18 protein-coding genes and 1 pseudogene are annotated in these 17576 nt (G+C 68.7%); 12 read left to right on the forward strand and 7 right to left on the reverse strand.

Going from position 1 to position 17576, the window contains the following annotated elements; translation table 11 throughout:
* Window positions 1-728: 728 nt before the first annotated feature.
* From ACVWZ8_RS14920 to ACVWZ8_RS14935, 4 genes are all read right to left on the reverse strand, one after another.
* The gene (locus tag ACVWZ8_RS14920) at window positions 729-1046 is read right to left on the reverse strand and encodes a ferritin family protein (RefSeq protein WP_426978554.1); all 318 of its coding nucleotides are present in this window, start codon (window positions 1044-1046) and stop codon (window positions 729-731) included.
* Window positions 1047-1207: 161 nt separating this feature from the next.
* Complete coding sequence (locus ACVWZ8_RS14925) at window positions 1208-1555, reverse strand: hypothetical protein (RefSeq protein ID WP_456505041.1); 348 nt, start codon at window positions 1553-1555, stop codon at window positions 1208-1210.
* A gap of 119 nt (window positions 1556-1674) precedes the next feature.
* Entirely contained in the window at window positions 1675-2355 is a 681-nt protein-coding gene (locus ACVWZ8_RS14930; RefSeq protein ID WP_456505042.1) for an isochorismatase family protein, read from the reverse strand.
* Window positions 2356-3684, reverse strand: coding sequence for a nicotinate phosphoribosyltransferase (locus ACVWZ8_RS14935; RefSeq protein WP_456505043.1), 1329 nt, complete (start codon window positions 3682-3684; stop codon window positions 2356-2358). It lies immediately after the preceding gene.
* Window positions 3685-3721: 37 nt separating this feature from the next.
* Here ACVWZ8_RS14935 and clpS point away from each other — a divergent pair, with 37 nt between their 5' ends.
* The 6 genes from clpS to rdgB all read left to right on the forward strand — a co-directional run bounded on the left by clpS (window position 3722) and on the right by rdgB (window position 8024).
* The gene (gene clpS / locus ACVWZ8_RS14940; protein WP_426978550.1) at window positions 3722-4090 is read left to right on the forward strand and encodes an ATP-dependent Clp protease adapter ClpS; all 369 of its coding nucleotides are present in this window, start codon (window positions 3722-3724) and stop codon (window positions 4088-4090) included.
* Window positions 4083-4649, forward strand: coding sequence for a DUF2017 domain-containing protein (locus tag ACVWZ8_RS14945; RefSeq protein ID WP_354239677.1), 567 nt, complete (start codon window positions 4083-4085; stop codon window positions 4647-4649). The genes clpS and ACVWZ8_RS14945 overlap by 8 nt, the downstream gene beginning before the upstream one ends.
* A gap of 59 nt (window positions 4650-4708) precedes the next feature.
* Window positions 4709-5749, forward strand: a complete 1041-nt coding sequence (gene murI, locus ACVWZ8_RS14950) for a glutamate racemase (protein ID WP_426978549.1) — start codon at window positions 4709-4711, stop codon at window positions 5747-5749.
* Entirely contained in the window at window positions 5746-6543 is a 798-nt protein-coding gene (locus ACVWZ8_RS14955) for an MBL fold metallo-hydrolase (protein ID WP_426978548.1), read from the forward strand. The genes murI and ACVWZ8_RS14955 overlap by 4 nt, the downstream gene beginning before the upstream one ends.
* Window positions 6544-6606: 63 nt before the next feature.
* Entirely contained in the window at window positions 6607-7365 is a 759-nt protein-coding gene (gene rph / locus ACVWZ8_RS14960) for a ribonuclease PH (protein WP_426978547.1), read from the forward strand.
* Window positions 7362-8024 (forward strand): RdgB/HAM1 family non-canonical purine NTP pyrophosphatase, encoded by a 663-nt coding sequence (rdgB, locus tag ACVWZ8_RS14965; RefSeq protein WP_426978545.1) that lies wholly within the window; start codon window positions 7362-7364, stop codon window positions 8022-8024. The genes rph and rdgB overlap by 4 nt, the downstream gene beginning before the upstream one ends.
* 18 nt (window positions 8025-8042) lie before the next feature.
* Here rdgB and ACVWZ8_RS14970 read toward each other — a convergent pair whose 3' ends face one another.
* Window positions 8043-8810 carry a VTT domain-containing protein gene (locus tag ACVWZ8_RS14970; RefSeq protein WP_426979715.1) on the reverse strand — a complete coding sequence of 256 codons (768 nt, stop codon included), beginning with the start codon at window positions 8808-8810 and terminating at the stop codon, window positions 8043-8045.
* Window positions 8811-8948: 138 nt separating this feature from the next.
* On the opposite strand from ACVWZ8_RS14970, the gene ACVWZ8_RS14975 reads away from it, so the two are divergent.
* Both ACVWZ8_RS14975 and ACVWZ8_RS14980 read left to right on the forward strand, forming a co-directional pair.
* Window positions 8949-9968, forward strand: a complete 1020-nt coding sequence (locus ACVWZ8_RS14975; protein WP_456505044.1) for an exonuclease domain-containing protein — start codon at window positions 8949-8951, stop codon at window positions 9966-9968.
* 82 nt (window positions 9969-10050) lie between these two features.
* Window positions 10051-10614 (forward strand): DUF4395 domain-containing protein, encoded by a 564-nt coding sequence (locus tag ACVWZ8_RS14980; RefSeq protein WP_456505045.1) that lies wholly within the window; start codon window positions 10051-10053, stop codon window positions 10612-10614.
* A 92-nt stretch (window positions 10615-10706) separates the two neighbouring features.
* On the opposite strand, the gene ACVWZ8_RS14985 is transcribed toward ACVWZ8_RS14980, so the two are convergent.
* Window positions 10707-11882 (reverse strand): ADP-ribosylglycohydrolase family protein, encoded by a 1176-nt coding sequence (locus tag ACVWZ8_RS14985; protein ID WP_456505046.1) that lies wholly within the window; start codon window positions 11880-11882, stop codon window positions 10707-10709.
* 270 nt (window positions 11883-12152) lie between these two features.
* On the opposite strand from ACVWZ8_RS14985, the pseudogene ACVWZ8_RS14990 reads away from it, so the two are divergent.
* Window positions 12153-12410: pseudogene (locus tag ACVWZ8_RS14990) on the forward strand (aquaporin); the annotation flags it as partial.
* Between the two features lie 50 nt (window positions 12411-12460).
* On the opposite strand, the gene ACVWZ8_RS14995 reads toward ACVWZ8_RS14990, so the two are convergent.
* Window positions 12461-12592 carry a hypothetical protein gene (locus tag ACVWZ8_RS14995; RefSeq protein WP_456506006.1) on the reverse strand — a complete coding sequence of 44 codons (132 nt, stop codon included), beginning with the start codon at window positions 12590-12592 and terminating at the stop codon, window positions 12461-12463.
* Between ACVWZ8_RS14995 and ACVWZ8_RS15000 the strand changes: the two genes are divergently transcribed.
* Genes ACVWZ8_RS15000 through ACVWZ8_RS15010 form a run of 3 tightly spaced genes read left to right on the forward strand, consistent with a single transcriptional unit; the run spans window position 12530 to window position 17530 of the window.
* Entirely contained in the window at window positions 12530-13174 is a 645-nt protein-coding gene (locus ACVWZ8_RS15000; RefSeq protein ID WP_456505958.1) for an aquaporin, read from the forward strand. The two genes, ACVWZ8_RS14995 and ACVWZ8_RS15000, sit on opposite strands and share 63 nt — an antisense overlap.
* 55 nt (window positions 13175-13229) lie before the next feature.
* A complete protein-coding gene (locus tag ACVWZ8_RS15005; protein ID WP_456505047.1) occupies window positions 13230-14417 on the forward strand; it encodes an exonuclease SbcCD subunit D in 1188 nt (395 codons plus the stop codon).
* Window positions 14414-17530, forward strand: a complete 3117-nt coding sequence (locus ACVWZ8_RS15010; RefSeq protein WP_456505048.1) for an AAA family ATPase — start codon at window positions 14414-14416, stop codon at window positions 17528-17530. Before ACVWZ8_RS15005 ends, ACVWZ8_RS15010 begins: the two co-directional genes overlap by 4 nt.
* Window positions 17531-17576: the final 46 nt, after the last annotated feature.

Consider the following 17576-nt stretch of genomic DNA (forward strand, 5'->3'; position numbering starts at 1 on the left):
CTTCGAAAGAAACACGACACGCCTTTGATTTTCTGTGATTGTTAGCCAGATTCTCAACCAACAGTTACAGAAACCCGGCGTTCGAGATCCAGAAACTTTCAACGAAATTTGCGCCCTTGGGCGACCGGCTTGCGAAGCGGGTTGATTGCCCGTCGATGCTCGGCGAACGGCAGGATCGCTTCGGAAACAGATGGTTGGCCGCTCTCTGGAGGCGCCCTTCACAGTCCACAGGCGATGCGTTACCTGAGCTGGATGAGCTCGAACCCGACCACGGAATTTCAGGAGGAGTCGGCCGGGCGGAGTTCATCGCAGGCGGGAATGACCGGATTCCTCCGAACGTGCTCCCCGGAATCGGCGCTTGTTCCTGAATTTCCGTGGTTGCAGCACGCTGGTTCAGTTGGGCGGGGCGAGAGATCCGGTTCTCAACTCACCCCGACCTGCGGCTGTTGCTCGGCGATCTCATCGCGAAGCTCGTCATCCACGTTCGCACTTTTGCGTGATCCGCGCGGGGTTCACCATGCGACAAAGGTAATTCGCTCACCTCGAGGACCCGTCCTCCTTGAGGTGGTGTCCGGCAGGAACTCACGGCTTGGAAGGCATTACTTAGCGTTGAAATGCATCCGCGGATCGGGACACCCGTTATACGTCTGGCTAGCCTTTGATCAGCCCACAGAGGGGATCGCTGTACGGAGATCCCTCGGAGGACCAGCCGCGTCGCCGCTAGCGATTCAGTCCGAAGCAGCTTCTTCCGCGGCTTCGCCCCGTTCCACGATGTCACCAGTCTTAAACAAGATGCCCTTGGCTGTTTCTCGCCACTTCGGCGTGCGTCGCAGCAGGAACTCGAGCTCCATGCTGAAGTGCTTGAACTCCTCTCCCATGGAGTCCTCCATGATGGCGCGCGCTTCGGCATCAGGCTCAACCGAGATTCGCTGCACGTACCAGCCGATCGCTTCGGCTTCTTCACTCAGCGACGCACACATCCGCGCAAAGGTGCGGGTTTCTGCAGATAGTTCCTCGGGTGGCTCGTGGTACTGGTCGGCGCCCATTCGTATCTCCTTCTGTTCCTCGTTCGACCGTCTGCCCGTCGAATGATAGGTCTTTTGACGGAACGCGCCGGGAGTCCTAACCAAGGGTGTTGCAGCCACCGTGGAATTCACCGGTGGCCCGGTCAGTATAAACAGCGCTTGTCAGGGCAGCTTCCCGCCTGCTACTGGCCGCCGCCGCAGACCTTGCCGAGGGTCTGGCCGGCAGCCGTGTACTGGGCCTGGAGATCCTGGACCTTCGCGGAGTCCGGGTTGGCCTTCGCGGACTCATCCAGGTACTCGATGATGGACTTAAGCGGAGCCTTCAGCTCATCCGAGGCGGTCGCATGGACGGGCCTGAGCCGGTTGGCGAGACGGATCATGCCTGCCTTGTCCGAGTTGGACGTCGGGCCCGAGCCGACGGACTGGATCCGGGTGCAGGTCTCCTCGTTGCTCGTTGCCGGGGCGGCCGAGCAGCCGGCGGCGCCGAGCAGGGCCGCGGCAGCGATCAGGACGGTGAGGATCTTTTTCATGGTGTACTCCGGGTTTCACGGGTCAGACGATAGTGGCAGTTTGTCGAGTCTACTGTGGGGGACAGCTTCTTCCGGCCCGGCGTCGCAACAATGCTGCACGCTAAGGACTGCTGGTGGCCTCAGGCGATGTCGACGCCGCCGAGTTCCATTTCGGCGACGGCATCGTCAAGGTCCTCGGCCACCCCCACGGTCAGGCCGCGCAGCACCGTCACCGAGTATCCGGCCTGGACGCCGTCCAGCGCGGTGGCCCTCACGCAGTGGTCGGTGGCGATCCCCACCACCACGACGTCCTCGACGTCGTGGCTCTGCAGCCAGTCATCGAGTCCGATCGCGTCCTCGCCAGCGGCGAAGTCATTGGCGGCGAAGGCCGCTGCGTCCCCGGCGTCGGCCGTGCCGACCCCGATTCCGGAGACGGGCATGGCTCCGGGCTTACGGTCGCCGGTGGGGACGGCATCGTCCGGGGCCAGCAGCCCCTCAAAGCCGGAGTAGGCCGCCGTGTACTGGCCCTTGCGGAAGTAGGCCTGGATGTATTCGGTGTCGAGATCCGGATGCAGCTCGGCCCCGCGGGTTCCTGCCACGCAGTGCCGCGGCCAGCTGTCCGCGAAGTCCGGCTCCTCGGAGAAATGCGCACCCGGATCGATATGCCAGTCCTGGGTCGCGACAATGTGGTCGAACTGGCCGTGGTGCGAGTCGACGTATTCGCTGATCTCGGCGGCAAGCTCCGACCCGCCCTCGACCGGCAGCGAGCCTCCTTCGCAGAAATCATTCTGCACGTCAACGATGATCAGGGCGCGGGACATTCAGTACTCCTCGTAGATGGTGGGAATGGCTGGCTCGCCGCGCTGCAGCCGGTTGACTACGGCTGGAAGCTCCTTCATGGTGTCCGCGTGGCGGCGGCGGGCGCGCACTACGCCGTCCGGGCCGGTCCAGCCGGGCAGGAGCTCACCGTTCTTGATGAACTGCTGGAGCAGCGGACGGTCGTTGCCGTCGTCTTCCGGGCGGCGGCCGACGCCCACGATCTCCTGCGTCGCTGTGCCGCGTTCGTTGAGTTTGCGCAGGGCGTATTTGCGTCCGCCCTTGCTGGTTTTGTTCTTGGCGGCCTTCGCCACCGGGACGAACTCGCCGGCATCGTCCGTGCGGCTGACCAGCTTGTAGACCATGCTCGCCGTCGGGGCGCCGGAGCCGGTCACGAGCGAGGTGCCGACGCCGTAGGAGTCCACCGGGGCGGACTGCAGCGCCGCGATGGCAAACTCGTCCAGGTCCGAGGTGACGATGATCCGGGTGCGTTCATTGCCGAGTTCGTCGAGGAGCTGGCGGACCCATTGCGCCTGCGTCACGAGGTCCCCGGAGTCCAGGCGCACCGCGCCGAGTTTGTCCCCGGCGAGTTCGACGGCGGTGCGGACGGCCGCCTCGACGTCGTAGGTGTCCACGAGCAGCGCGGTGCCGGCTCCCAGCGAGGCGATCTGTGCCTCGAAGGCCTCGCGTTCGGTGTCGTGCAGGAGGGTGAAGGAGTGCGCGGCCGTGCCCACCGTCTTGAGCCCGAAGCGCAGGCCGGCCTCAAGGTTGGAGGTGCTGTCGAAGCCCGCGATGATGGCGGCACGGGCGGCCGAGACGGCGGACTCTTCCTGGGTCCGGCGCGAGCCCATTTCCACGCAGGGCCGGCCGCCGGCCGCGGTGATCATGCGCGAGGCCGCGGAGGCGATAGCGCTGTCGTGGTTGAGGATCGAGAGGATGTATGTCTCAAGGATGCAGGCCTCGGCGAAGGTGGATTCGACAATGAGGATGGGGGAGTTGGGGAAGTACGCTTCGCCCTCCGCGTAGCCCCAGATATCGCCCGAGAAGGAGAAGCCTGCCAGAAAGTCCAGTGTCTGTTCGTTGACCACCTTGGTACGGCGCAGGAAGTCGATCTCGGCGTCGCCGAAACGGAAGTCCGCGATGCCCTCCAGCAGGCGGCCGGTGCCGGCGACGATCCCGTAGCGGCGGCCGTCCGGCAGGCGCCGGGCGAAGGCCTCGAACACTGACTTGCGGTGGGCGGCGCCGGAATGCAGCGCGGCCTGCAGCATGGTCAGCTCGTAATGGTCGGTGTACAGGGACGTGCGGGGACGGCCCCGGCCAGCTGAGGTACTCACAAATTCACTCTAGTGCGCATCCCCATAGAATGGACAGATGACCCTCAGCGTTGCGCTCGGCCCTGATACACAGGCGGGCACCCAGACCGGAACAGCGACGTCCACCGACGTCCTGACCGCCCCAGACATCCCCTGGAACCTCGTGATCTGGAACGATCCGGTAAATCTGATGAGCTATGTGAGCTACGTCTTCCGCAGCTATTTCGGCTATTCGGAGTCCAAGGCCAACAAGCTCATGATGGAGGTCCATAAGAAGGGCCGCTCCATCGTGGCGCACGGCAGCAAGGAGCAGGTGGAGCAGCACGCGGTCGCCATGCACGGCTACGGGCTCTGGGCCACGGTGGAAAAGGCGACCGGCGGCGGCGACGGCACAGGAGCAGGCAAGGGCAAGGGAAAACGTGGCTAAGGCATTCACCTACGGACTCAAGGGCATCACCGGCTACCTAGAGCCGGCCGAACGGGAACTGCTGCGCAGCCTCTTCGACGACGTCATCTCCATGCTGGAGCCGGAAGAGCGCGCCAACCAGGATCCCCTCGCCGCGCTGGTCGGGCTGGACACCGAGGCCCGCGAACCCTCGGACCGCGCCCTGAAGCGGCTGCTTCCCAACGTCATGAAGAACGACGACGACGCCTCCCTCGAGTTCCGCCGGTACACCGAGCGCTCGCTGCGGGAGAACAAGATCGGCGCCCTGAAGGCCGCGGCCCTGGGCCTGGACAAGGACGAACTGCTCCTCACCCCGGCCGATGCCCGGCACTGGTCCACGGCGCTCAACGACGTCCGGCTGGTGCTGGCCGAACGCCTCGACATCCGCGACGACGCGGACGCGGAGCATGTCCACCTCATGCAGGACTGGTCGCAGGCCGAGGACGTGGAAAGCTACCTGGCCCTCGTCTACAACTTCACGACGTGGCTGCAGGAGTCCCTGGTCCAGGCCATGCTGCAGTCGATCGAACCGCGCGGCTGAACGGGCGCGTTTGCGCACGTCGTGTGACTCACTAGACATGAGTCGCACGCCACAATGTGATGGCCGCACCCCCGGCTAAGCCCTATCCTCGAATAATCATGACTTCAGCATCGAACATTGATCCGGCAGCGGAAGCTGTTGCGGACTCCCGGGTGAGCAGCACCGCAACCAGCCAGCTGGGGTCGCGGCCCATCGGTGTATTCGATTCAGGCGTCGGCGGACTCACGGTTGCCCGCTCCATCATCGACCAGCTGCCGAACGAATCCATCCTGTACGTCGGCGACACAGCCCATGGCCCCTACGGACCGCTCCCCATCGCCGAGGTGCGGGCCAACGCCCTGGGCGTGATGGACGAACTGGTGGACTCCGGCGTCAAGCTGCTGACGATCGCCTGCAACTCCGCCTCCGCCGCCGTGTTGCGGGACGCCCGCGAACGCTACACCGCCCGGTACGGGATCCCCGTGATCGAGGTGATCCAGCCGGCTGTAAGGCGCGCCGTCGCGGCCACCCGCAGCGGCCGCGTCGGCGTGATCGGCACCTCGGCCACGGTCGGATCCCGCGCCTACGAGGACACCTTCGCGGCCGCCCCGGACCTGCAGATCACTTCCGTGGCCTGCCCGGCGTTCGTGCCCTACGTGGAGGCAGGCATCACCACCGGTCCGGAGCTGCTCGCCGTCGCCCGCGAATACCTCGCACCGCTCAGGGCCGCCGGAGTGGACACCGTGGTCCTCGGCTGCACCCACTATCCGCTGCTCACCGGCGTCATCTCTTTCGTCTTGGGCGAGGACGTCACCCTGGTCTCAAGTGCCGAGGAAACTGCCAAGGACGTCTACCGGGCCCTGGCGTCCCGCGGCCTCGAACGGCAGGACACCACCCCTCCCGGGCACACCTTCATCGCCACCGGGGACGCCGCGCAGTTTGAGCACCTCGCCCGCCGCTTCCTGGGCCCGGAAGTCCTCAGCGTCCGCCACGTGGACCATGTCGCGGCGCAGTACCCCACCGGAAGCCTGGCCCGGATCACCCCGGAAATGATCGCCGCCGCGCAGGCCGGCGCGGGCCGGCCGCGGATCTCCAACTTCGTTGGGGGTCCGGGCCTGTGAAGCTGACCATCGTTGGCTGTACCGGATCGTTTCCGGGCCCCGGCTCGCCGGCGTCGTGCTACCTGCTCACCGCCAGCGACGGCGAGCGGAACTGGAAGATCGTCCTGGACCTCGGCAGCGGCGCGCTCGGCGCCATCCAGCGGTACACGGACCTCGAGGACATCGACGCGATCTTCCTCACCCACCTGCACCCGGACCACTGCATGGACCTGTGCGGGCTGCACGTTGCGGTGCGCTGGAAGCCGGGCGGCTGGGGCCGGGGCCGGATCCCGGTCTGGGGACCCGCAGCGACAGCGGACCGGATGGCCACCGCCTATGGCCTGGAGCTGGACCCGGGCATGCACGAGGAGTTCGATTTCAGCAACTGGGCCGAGCGCAAGCCCGTTACGATGGGGCCGTTCACGGTGACACCCTTCGCGGTGAACCACCCCGTCGAGGAGGCGTATGCGCTCCGTGTCGAGGTCACCGAGCCCGGCAAGGACGGCACCCCGGTCAGCCGTGTGTTGAGCTACTCCGGGGATACGGACTCCTGCAGCGGGCTTGAGGACGCAGCGCGGGACGCCGACCTGTTCCTGTGCGAAGCAGCCTTCGAGGAGGGCCGTGACGACGGCATCAAGGACGTCCACCTGACCGGCAAACGCGCAGGGGAAGCCGCCAAGGCCGCCGGTGCCCGCCGCCTGCTCCTGACCCACATTCCGGTCTGGACGTCCCCGAGCACTGTCATGGCGGAGGCCAGGCCGGTGTTCGGCGAAGACGTGGCCGTAGCCGTCGCGGGCGTGCACTACACGATTTGAGCCGCATCGCTGCGGGACAGGCAGCCGCACGGCGGCGTCTCGCCAAGTCGATAAGCTAAAGGCATGACTTCCGAAGCCCTTATTGCCCCCGTCATCCGCGCCGATGGCCGCACCCCCGACCAACTCCGGCCGATTAGCATCACCCGCGGCTGGTCCAAGCAGGCCGAAGGCTCGGCCCTGATCGAATTCGGCAACACCCGGGTGCTGTGCACGGCTTCCCTGACCCAAGGCGTCCCTCGCTGGCTCAAGGGCGAGGGCCGGGGCTGGGTCACGGCCGAGTACGCCATGCTGCCCCGCGCCACCAACACCCGCTCGGACCGCGAGTCCGTCAAGGGCAAGATCGGTGGCCGCACCCACGAGATCTCCCGGCTGATCGGACGCTCGCTGCGCTCCATCATCGACACCAAGGCCCTGGGCGAGATCACGATCGTGCTGGACTGTGATGTCCTGCAGGCCGACGGCGGCACGCGCACCGCCGCCATCACCGGCGCGTACGTGGCCCTCGCGGAGGCCATCCGCTTTGCCCGCGAGAACAAGATGCTCGCCCGCAACGCCGAGCCCCTGATCGACACCATCGCCGCCGTCTCCGTCGGCATCATCGACGGCATCCCGATGCTGGACCTGCCGTACGTCGAGGACGTCCGGGCCGAGACCGACATGAACGTCGTGGTCACGGGCTCCGGCAAGTTCGTGGAGGTCCAGGGCACGGCCGAGGGTGCCCCGTTCGACCGCGACGAGCTGAACAAGCTGCTGGACCTGGCACTGCTGGGCACCGAACAGCTCGCCGCCATCCAGCGCGAAACGCTGGCGGAAGCCCCGTGACAGCAAGTCCTGACCAACCGGGGCAGGCGCCGGTTCTGGTGCTGGCCACGCACAACAAGGGCAAGCTGCGCGAGCTCCGCGAACTGCTGCGCGGCCAGGTGCCCGGGCTCGACGTCGACACCCAGGTGGTGGATGCCGGCGCCGTCGGAGCCCCCGACGTCGCCGAGACCGGCGTGACCTTCGCCGAAAACTCGCTGCTGAAGGCGCGTGCCGTGGCGCAGGCCACCGGACTCGTGGCGATCGCCGACGACTCCGGGCTCGCCGTGGACGTGCTCGGCGGCGCGCCGGGCATCTTCTCGGCCCGCTGGTCCGGCCGGCACGGGGACGACGCCGCCAACCTGCGGCTGCTGCTCGCCCAGCTGGCCGATGTGCCGGACGAGTACCGGGGCGCCGCGTTCGTCTGCGCGGCGGCGCTGGCCGTGCCCGGATCCTCCCCCGAGGAGGTCCGCGAGGTCGTGGAGTACGGGCAGCTGGAAGGGACGCTGCTGCGCGCGCCCCGGGGTGCCGGCGGGTTCGGGTACGATCCGGTGCTCCAGCCGAGCGGCCTGGACCGCAGCTGCGCGGAACTGAGCCCCGAGGAGAAGAACGCCATCAGCCACCGCGGCCAGGCCTTCCGGGCGCTGCTCCCGGCAATCGTGGAGGCGCTGGCCGGGAAGTAGCCTGGCCACGGCAGTGCGCTACGGGGTCTTGCGTTCTTCTTCGGGCTCGTGCTCTTCGATGAACCCTTCCACGGGATCCGTGCCGTACTTTTCGGCCTGGCGCTTGGCGATGAAGCCGCGGATCACTTCGATGCCGATCGGGATGACGGACACCAGCACAATGGCGATGAAAATGATGTCCAGGTTCTCGCGGACCCACGGCACCTTGTCGCCGAGCAGGTAGCCCAGCAGGGTGACGCCGCCGCCCCAGAGCACGGCGCCGATGACGTTGAACAGGAGGAACTTGCGCTTGCTCATCTGGGCGACGCCCACGATCACCGGGACGAAGGTCCGGATGATCGGCACAAAGCGGGCCAGGATCAGGGCCTTGCCGCCGTGCTTCTCAAAAAAGGCGTGGGCGCTCTCGACGTTCTCGCGCTTGAAGAGCTTGGAATCGGGCTTGTTGAAGATGGCCGGGCCGGCCTTTGAACCGATCAGGTAGCCGGCCTGGTTGCCGATGATGGCGGACACGATGATCAGGGCCGCGAAGGCCCAGATGTTGAATTTGATCGTGTCTGTCGCGACGAGGAGTCCGGCAGTGAACAGCATCGAGTCGCCCGGCAGGAAAAAGCCGACGAGCAGGCCCGTTTCGGCGAAGATGATGCCGCAGACCAGCAGCACAACCCAGGGCGCGAGGGCCGGATCGGCCAGGAAGACCTGCGGGTTGAGCCAGTCGGGAAGGAGCGAGGAAAGGTGTGGCTGTACCGGACCGGCCCCTCCGATCGTGGACACGGCAAAGTCGCTGATAGCTAAAAGGTTCACCCGTCAAGCCTACTGGACGGCCACCGTCGGGCGTTGCGCCGGCGTTCTGCAGGCGTCGGCGGCCGGGGCGACGGGCCAGCGGTCGATGCGGGCGGGAGGGCCGGCGGGCGGTAAAGTCGGGGCGTGGGTTTGGACTTTACGGCGATCGACTTTGAGACCGCGAACGGCTTCCGCGGTTCACCGTGCGCCGTTGGCCTGAGCAAAGTCCGCGGCGGCGTCGTGGTCGAGGAAGCTTCCTGGCTGATGCGGCCGCCGGAAAACCACGACCGCTTCGACCACCACAACGTCCGGATCCACGGCATCCGTCCGGAGCAGGTGGCCGGGCTTCCGCGCTTCGGCGAGTTGTTCCCGGAGATCGGCGCCTTCATCGGCGGCGACGTGCTCGCGGCCCACAACGCCGCCTTCGATCTCGGCGTGATCCGCTCCGGACTGGAAGTCTCCGGGCTGCCGGGCCCCGCCTACGACTACGTCTGCACCGTGATGCTGTCCCGGCGTTGCTACTCGCTGGTGTCCAACTCCCTGCCCTACGCGGCCGAGGAAGCCGGCGTCCCGCTGGTCAACCACCACGACGCCGCCGAGGATGCCCGCGCCTGCGCCGGCATCCTGATTGACATCGCCGCCCGGAACGGCGCCGGCAGCATCGCGGAACTCTACCTGTCCCTGGGCCTGACCGTGTCCCGCCAGCCGGCCTTCGACCCGTTGCGGGACCCGCTGTCAAAGCCCAGCCAGTCGGCCCTCGAGGCGCTTGCCGCCGGACAGGGCCTGGTTCCCGTGATTCGGCCCTTCCAGGCCGGCTGGCCCGAAGAAGGCGCCAACCCGCTCCCGAACGCCGCGGCAGAACCTGGCCACCCGCTGTTCGGCCAGACCGTGGTGTTCACCGGCGAACTGGCGATACCCCGGCCGGAAGCGAAGAACCGCTCCGCCGAGCTGGGAGCCAGGCCCGAGAGCCGGGTCACCGCCCGCACCACCGTCCTGGTGGTGGGGGACGGCTTCGTGGCCGCCGACCTGCGCTCCGGACGGCTCACCGGCAAGGCCCGGCGGGTCCTGGAACTGCACGAGCGGGGCCAGCGGATCGAAGTCCTCTCCGAAGGCGAATTCCTGCAGATGGTCGGAGGCCACGTGGCCCCGGCGACGATCGGCTGACGCCGCCGTCGAGGATGGCGGGAAGGGTCATGCGGCGCAACAATCATTTCGCCCGGGCTGCGGCTGTATCTAGCCTTGGGTGATGAGCAAACCGACCGGGACCCCGGCTGCTACACCGACGACTGCAGCTTCCGCGACCGCCGTTGCCGCACAGACCGGGATCGACTGGGGACAAGTCTTCGCGTTCCCCAACCCGGTGAATGAGTACTCCGCCCGCATCACGGCCGGACTCGTAGTGCTGCTCTCCGTGGTGACCTTGCTGACCGGCTTCGGCTGGGGACTGGCAGTGATCGCCGTCGGCTTCTGGCTGCGCCTGGGGTTCGGCCCGCGGATCTCGCCGTTCGGGATCCTCTCGGTCAAGGTCCTGACGCCGTTGCTGGGGAAGACCCGGCTGGTTCCCGGGCCGCCGAAGCGCTTCGCGCAGGGCATCGGTGCCGCCCTGTCCACCGCGGCCGCCATCCTGCTGGCCGCCGGCCTGGCGCCGGCCGCCTGGATCCTGCTGGGCCTCCTGATTGTGGCCGCTTCGCTGGAATCCTTCGCCGGCTTCTGCCTCGGCTGCGCCATCTTTGGCGTCCTGCAGCGCCGCGGCCTGATCCCCGAAGACGTGTGCGAGGCCTGCAACAACATCCCGCTCCGGCGCGCCTAGACACATTCACCACAGACGCCGCAGGCATCAGCCGGGTAGCATGCCGCGTCCGTGCGTCCGTGCGTCCGTGCGTCGGTGCGACCGGCGCCGGGTCAGGGGCCGGTGGCTGCTGCCAGCCGCGAGGCCATGCCCCGGATGACGTCCGGGGCTTCCAATGCCTCAAGCCACGCTTCCGGCAGACACTCCTCGCCGTAGAACGCGCCCAGGATGTTCCCGGCAATCGACGCCGTGGAATCGCTGTCCCCGCTGTGGTTCACCGCGAGGGCGATCGCCGCGCGGAAGTGGGCCTCCGGGCGGCCGGCGGCCGCCGCCGTCGGGTCCGGCTCGCTTTGATAAGGCTCGCTTTGATAAGGCTCGGTGGGATCAGGTGTGGTGGCGAGCACAGCGTAGAGTGCGACGGCGAGTGCCTCCTCGGCCACCCAGCCTGCGCCGAGTTCCCGGACCAGCTCCTCGGGGTCCAGGAGTTTCCCGGCCCCGGCCAGGCGCACGGCCGCTTCGAGCCGGGCGATGAGGTCCGGATCAGGTTTTTCACCCTTGCGCAGGTGACCTGCGTCCAGCTGTCCCAGCGCGAAGTCGGCGGCTTCACGGAGGCCCTGGCCGGCGGTCAGGGCATGGATGACCAGGCTGAAAACGCCGGCGCTCTGCCGCGCCGCGGGGTGCCCATGGGTCAATGAGGCGGCATCGGCACTGAGCTTGTAGACGGCCTCGGCGCCGATGTAGGGGACCAGGCCGAACGGCGCCGAGCGCATCACCGTGCCGCAGCCCTTGGACTCCGGATTGACCGGCCGGTAGAACGTTCCCATCTCACCGGTGGCCAGACCGCTCAGGCACGCGTTCCCGGGGGCGCGGCGGTGCTTGAGGACCTCGTGCGAATCGATCCAGCGGGGAGGCTGGAACGGGGCCGCTTCCGGAACCGGGACGCCCTGGGTGCCGAGCCAACGCAGGTAGGCGAGCCACAGGCAGGCATTGGTGTCCGCGCCCACGCCCGAGTTCGCCCATTCCAGCGCCTCCAGCAGCCCGTCCACGGTGTAGAGCGTGAGCTGGGTGTCGTCGGAGAAGTGGCTGCCGCCGTCGAGCGCTGAAAAGTCCTGCAGCCCTTCGGGGCCGAACTTCGCACGGATGGTGGAGATGTCGTCGAACTCGACGGCGTAGCCGAGTGAATCACCGAGGGCGCCGCCCAGCAGGCAGCCGTGGATGCGGGATTCGTGGGTCGGGGCGGGTGGCGGGGCGGGGGCCGCTGCGGCGGTGGTGCGGGGCTCGTTGCTCATGACTTCCAATTTTACCCACCCGGAGGTATTGCATTGAGGCAACAGGGGACAGGCCCTTTGCCGCCGGGCCGGCGGAGGCGGACCCCCGCCGCGATTGCGCTGGGACGTTAGGCCGGGGGCGTTAAGCCCAGGTCCAGGCAACGTCCAGACTCCGCTGGCAGACTGCTCGCAGACCATACTCCCGGACGTCGGCTTGCCGCGCGCCGGGCAGCGTGCGGGCTGCAGGCCCGCAGACCGCACCGCAGACCCCAAGCGAAGGACTTCCTGAACATGAGCACGCCGTCAGCCCCCGAGCCGGCCGCCCGGCCGGCCGCCACCCCTGAGGATCCGCGGCAGCCCCGGCTGCTGGCCCGGGTGTCCGCCGAGGCCCTCGGGACCTTGTTCGTGGTGGTTGCCGGCCTGGGCGTTCCGCTGTTCACCATTCCGCAGTCGAACCCGCTCTCCGCCTCCCTGGCGGCGGGCCTGGCCGTCACCGCGTCGATGCTGGCCTTCGGCTACCTCTCCGGCGGCCACTTCAACCCCGCCGTCACCGTGGGCAACGCCGTCGCCGGCCGCATCCGCCTCACGGACGCCGCGGCCTATCTCTGGGCGGCCAGCTGCTCGGCGCGCTGCTCGGTGTTGTCACGCTGTTCGGCATCCTGCGCACCATCCCCAAGATCAGCGACACCCGGGCCGCGTTTGACACCGTCACCGCAGGGTTCGGTGGGCACTCCATCATCCAGGCCCCGATGGCCGGCGCCCTGCTGGTGGAGGTCCTCGGCGCCGCCCTGCTGGTGGCGGTCTACCTCGGCACCGCCTCGGGGCGGAACCCGTCCCGGGCAGCGGCACCGTTCGCAGTCGGCCTGACCATGGCCGTGCTGCTGCAGCTCGGCCAGGCAATCGGCAACACCCCCATCAATCCGGCCCGCGCCACCGCCTCGGCGATCTTCAGCAACGCGGACGCACTCGGCCAGCTGTGGCTGTTCTGGGTGGCTCCGCTGGTGGGCGCGGCCCTCGCGGGACTGGTCTTCCGCGGCTTCGCGCAGGCCACGCGGCCCGCCATGGCGTCGGTGCCGGACACGGCACCGGAGCCGGACACGGCGCCGGAGCCGGAAAGCGACGACGACGACGAGCTGGACACCGGGGACGCCGACATCACTGAGCCGGGCGGCACGGCTGCCCGGCCGCGCACGGCCAAGGCCCGTACCACTGGCCGCACCGCCGGGGTGGGGACCGCGGATGTGGAGGGCGGCGACGACGCGCGTGACTTCTTCGACGGCAAGCGCGGAAATCGCGGCGAGCGCGGCGAGTAGTCCCCATCCGGAGCGGTGGCGCAATACTGTCGGTGGCAGCCGATACCGTAGGAACATGCGGTTATTGCACACCTCGGACTGGCATTTGGGCCGGTCGTTCCATGGCGTCGGGATGCTTGACGCCCAGCGCGCGTTCATCGACCAGCTCGTCAATTTCGTGCAGGATGAATCGGTCGACGTCGTCCTCATCGCCGGCGACGTGTACGACCGCGCCCTGCCCGGGGTGGACGTGGTCGGCCTCCTCGACGACGCCCTCGTGCGCCTGACCGGTGCCGGCGCCCAGGTGGTGCTGACCAGCGGCAACCACGATTCCGCCATCCGGCTAGGCTTCGCTTCCCGGCTGCTGGAACGCGGCGGAGTGCACCTTCGCACGCGCCTGGCCGAGCTGGACAAACCCGTGCTGTTCCCGCTCGACGGCGCCGACGGCGCCGACGACGCCACGGGGCCCGTGCTGGCTGTCTACGGCATTCCCTGGCTGGAGCCGCGGCTCGTGGCCGGGCAATTGGGGGTCGAGACCGCCAGCCACTTCGAGGTGACGCGGGCCGCCACCGCCCGCATCCGGACCGATCTCGCCGCCCGGGCCGGGACCCGGACCGTGCATTCGGTGGTCCTGGCGCACACCTTCGCGAGCGGCGGCATCAGCTCGGACAGCGAACGGGACCTGAGCATCGGCGGCGTGGGCGCCGTCCCGCTGGACCTCTTCGACGGCTTCGGCTACACGGCGCTGGGCCACCTGCACGGCCGGCAGGAACTGTCCTCCGCCGTGCGCTACTCCGGGTCGCCGCTCGCCTACTCCTTCTCCGAGGCAAAGCACAGGAAGGGCAGCTGGCTCGTCGAGGTGGAGGCCGCCGGAATCGGCGAAATCCGCGAAGTGCTCTGGGAGCCGCCGCGGGCCCTGGCGGTGCTGCGCGGCAAACTGGACGAACTTCTCTCCGCCGAAGGCCTCGCCTGGGCCGAAACCGCCTACTGCCAGACCACCCTGACCGACGCGCAGCGCCCGGCTCAGGCCATGGAGCGGCTGCGTGCCCGCTTCCCCGACACCCTGGTGCTGGGGTTCGACCCGGAGGGCGCCGGCGCCGCCGCCAGGACCAGCTACAGCAGCAGGCTTGCCGACGCCGAGGACGACCTCTCCATCTGCTGCGGCTTCCTCGAGCACGTCCGCGGCCGTGGGGCCGACGACGCCGAATCCGCCGTCCTCGCCGAAGCCCTGGAAAACGTGCGCCTGGAAGGAACATCCCTGTGAGGATCCACCGACTCGAAATCTCCGCCTTCGGCCCGTTCGCCGGAACCGAACACATCGATTTCGACCGCCTCAGCACGCACGGGCTGTTCCTCCTGAACGGCCCTACCGGCGCCGGAAAGACCAGCGTCCTGGACGCCATCTGCTTCGCGCTCTACGGCTCGGTGCCCGGCGCCCGCCAAGACGGCAAACGGCTGCGCAGCGACCACGCCGAGGCCGCCGCCGAGCCCCGCGTCACCTGTGAGTTCTCCGCCCGGGGCCGGCACTTCGAAGTCTCGCGCTCTCCCGCCTGGGACAAGCCCAGCGCCCGCGGCAGAAACGGTTTCACCGTGCAGCAGGCCAACACGCTGCTCCGCGAGCGTGTCAACGGCGAATGGATCGAAAAATCGGGCCGCAACGACGAGGCCGGCGCCGAGATCGCGGACATTCTGGGGATGAAGCGGGAACAGTTCACCCGGGTGGTCATGCTCCCGCAGGGCGACTTCGCGGCCTTTCTCCGGTCCAAGCCGACGGACCGCCTCGAGCTGCTCCAGAGCCTGTTCGGCACCCAACGCTTCGAGTCCGTGGAGCAGGAACTCACCCGGCAGGCGAAGGACGCCGGCACCGAGGTCGCCAGCCTCAACAGCCGGCTTGACCTGCTCCTTGCCCAGGCCGAGGCGGAGACGGCGGCCCTCGAGCTCTGCACCGCGGAAGCGCCGGACCGGGCCGATCCCGACTCGCTCCTGGCCTGGCTCGAGGCCAATGCCGCCTCAGCGGCGGCAGAGCGCCAGGCGGCCGCAGCCCTGGCCGAACGGCTGCGCGCCGAACACACGGCCCAACTGGACGCAGCCACCGCCCGCGCCGCCCGCCACACGAAACTCACCGCCGCAGAACGCCGCCGGGCCGAAGCAGAGTCCGCCGCCCCGCTGCTGACGGTCAAGATCGAGAAGCTCGGCCTGCACCGCAAGGCGGAAGTGCTCGGCGGACAGCTGCAGGCCGTGGAAAGTGCCGAAGCGGCCGAGAAGCTCGCAGCCGCGGCCATGACCGGTGCGGCCGAAGAACTGCGCACCGCGGCCCTCACCGACCCCGAGTTGTCCTCCCTCCGGGGCGGAGCCACGGACAATCCCGAGGGTGCCGGCCGTACCCCCGGCCGCGGTCTCAGCGGCAGTCTCGCCGGCGGGCTCATCGACGGGCTCATCGACAGTGCAGGCCTGCGGACCTCCCTTGCGGGTCTCCGGTCTGTCCGGGCGGTGCTGGAGGAACGGCTGCCCGACGAGGGCAGGCTTTCCGGGCTGGAGACCCGTACCACCCAGCTGCGCACGACGCTGCAGCAACTGGAAGCAGGACGCCGCGCCGGCGCTTTGGCTCTGCAGGCGCTCCGGGCTGAATCCGACGCCTTGCTCGCCGGACTGCGCCCGCTCGAAGAGCTCGCGGCAGAACTCCAACTTCGCAGCAAGGAAGCCGACGCCGCCGAGGAACTTGTCCTTTTGGTCGGGCGCTACGCCGCCGCCATGGCTGCCTGCGGCGCGGTCACGGAACGCCACCGCCTCGCGCGGGACGAGCACCAGGACCGGCGCCAGCGCTGGCTTGATCTCCGCGAGGAACGGCTCGCCAACGCCGCCGCCGAGCTCGCGTCCCAGCTGCAGCCCGGCATCCCCTGCGCAGTCTGCGGCAGCCCCGAACACCCGGCCCCCGCCCCGGCCGCAGCCTCCGCCCTGGCCGTCGCCGAAGCGGAACAGGCGGCGCAGGACGCGTGCGAGGCCGCAGAAACAACCCTGGCCGCGCTCGAACGCGAACTGGCCGACGCCCAGCAGGAAGTTGCCGTACTGGCGGCCCAGGGTGGCAACACGGCGCCCGAAGACGCCCGGTTCGAGGCCGCGCTGGCCACGGAACGCGCGGCCGCGGCAGGACGCGCGGCACAGGAGCTTTCAACAAGCCGGGCCCGGCAGACGGAGCTCGAAGAAGAAATCACCGCCGCCGAAGCGGCACTGGTGGCCGCCGCCTCCGGGACGGCCCAGACAGAATCCATGATCGCCGAAGTCCAAGAACAGGCGGACGCCCTCGAACTCGCGCTCGATAAACGGCGTGCCGGGCATGCCACCCTGGCGGAGCGCATCACCGCGCTCAAAGGGACCGCGGCCATCCTTGAGCGGGCGGAGGAGGCACGGAGCAGGCTGGAACAGGCCGAGACCCGCACCGGGGAGGCCCGGACGCAGCTGGAGCAGGCACTGCCGGCGTCCGGTTTCGAGTCCGCGGAGGCGGCCCGGGCCGTCATGCTCCCTGCGGGCGATGCGGCAGGCCTCGAAGCCTCCATCCGGGCGACCCAGGACGAGGCTGCCCGGATCGAGGAACTCTTCGCCGGCGAGGAACTGGCGCTCGCCGTCCGTGAGCTGGAATCCGGCGGCCCCGTCGGGGAAGAGGCCCTGGCAGAGCTCCGCTCCGGCGCAGCCACCGCGGAATTCGCTGCACGGCAGGCAGTTCTCGCCTCGGGTCTCGCGGAGAAGTCTCTGCAGACGGTGGGGCGGATTGCCGCCGCCTATGCGGAGCTTGCCGCCGCAGGCCGGGAGCCGCGCGAGCGGGCGGCACTGCTGAACGCCGTCGCCGACGCGGCCCGCGGTGCGGGGGACAACAACTACCGGATGAGCCTGAACAGCTATGTGCTCGCGGCCCGGCTCGAACAGGTGGCTGTCACCGCCTCGGAACGGCTGATCGGCATGAGCGATGGCCGCTACACCCTGCAGCACACAGACGCCAAGGCAGCCCGGGGGGCCAAATCCGGGCTTGGCCTGGAGGTCGTGGACCAGTGGACCGGGCAGCGCCGCGACACTGCGACGCTCTCCGGAGGCGAGTCGTTCATGGCCTCGCTCGCGCTGGCGCTCGGGCTGGCGGACGTGGTCCAGCAGGAGTCCGGCGGCGTGGACATCGAGACCCTCTTCGTGGACGAGGGCTTCGGCAGCCTCGACGAACAGGCCCTGGAACAGGTGATGGACGCCCTCGAAGGGCTCCGGGACGGCGGCCGGGTGGTCGGGCTCGTGAGTCACGTGGCGGAGATGAAGCAGCGCATCAGCACCCAGCTGCAGGTGGTCAAGCAACGCAACGGCTCCACCCTCCACATCTCCGACGACGCCCAGCTCTAAGGACCTCCCAGCTCTAGGACCTCCGGCTCGGCTATAATCGGAGGGT

This window comes from Arthrobacter sp. UYCu723, assembly GCF_054059215.1.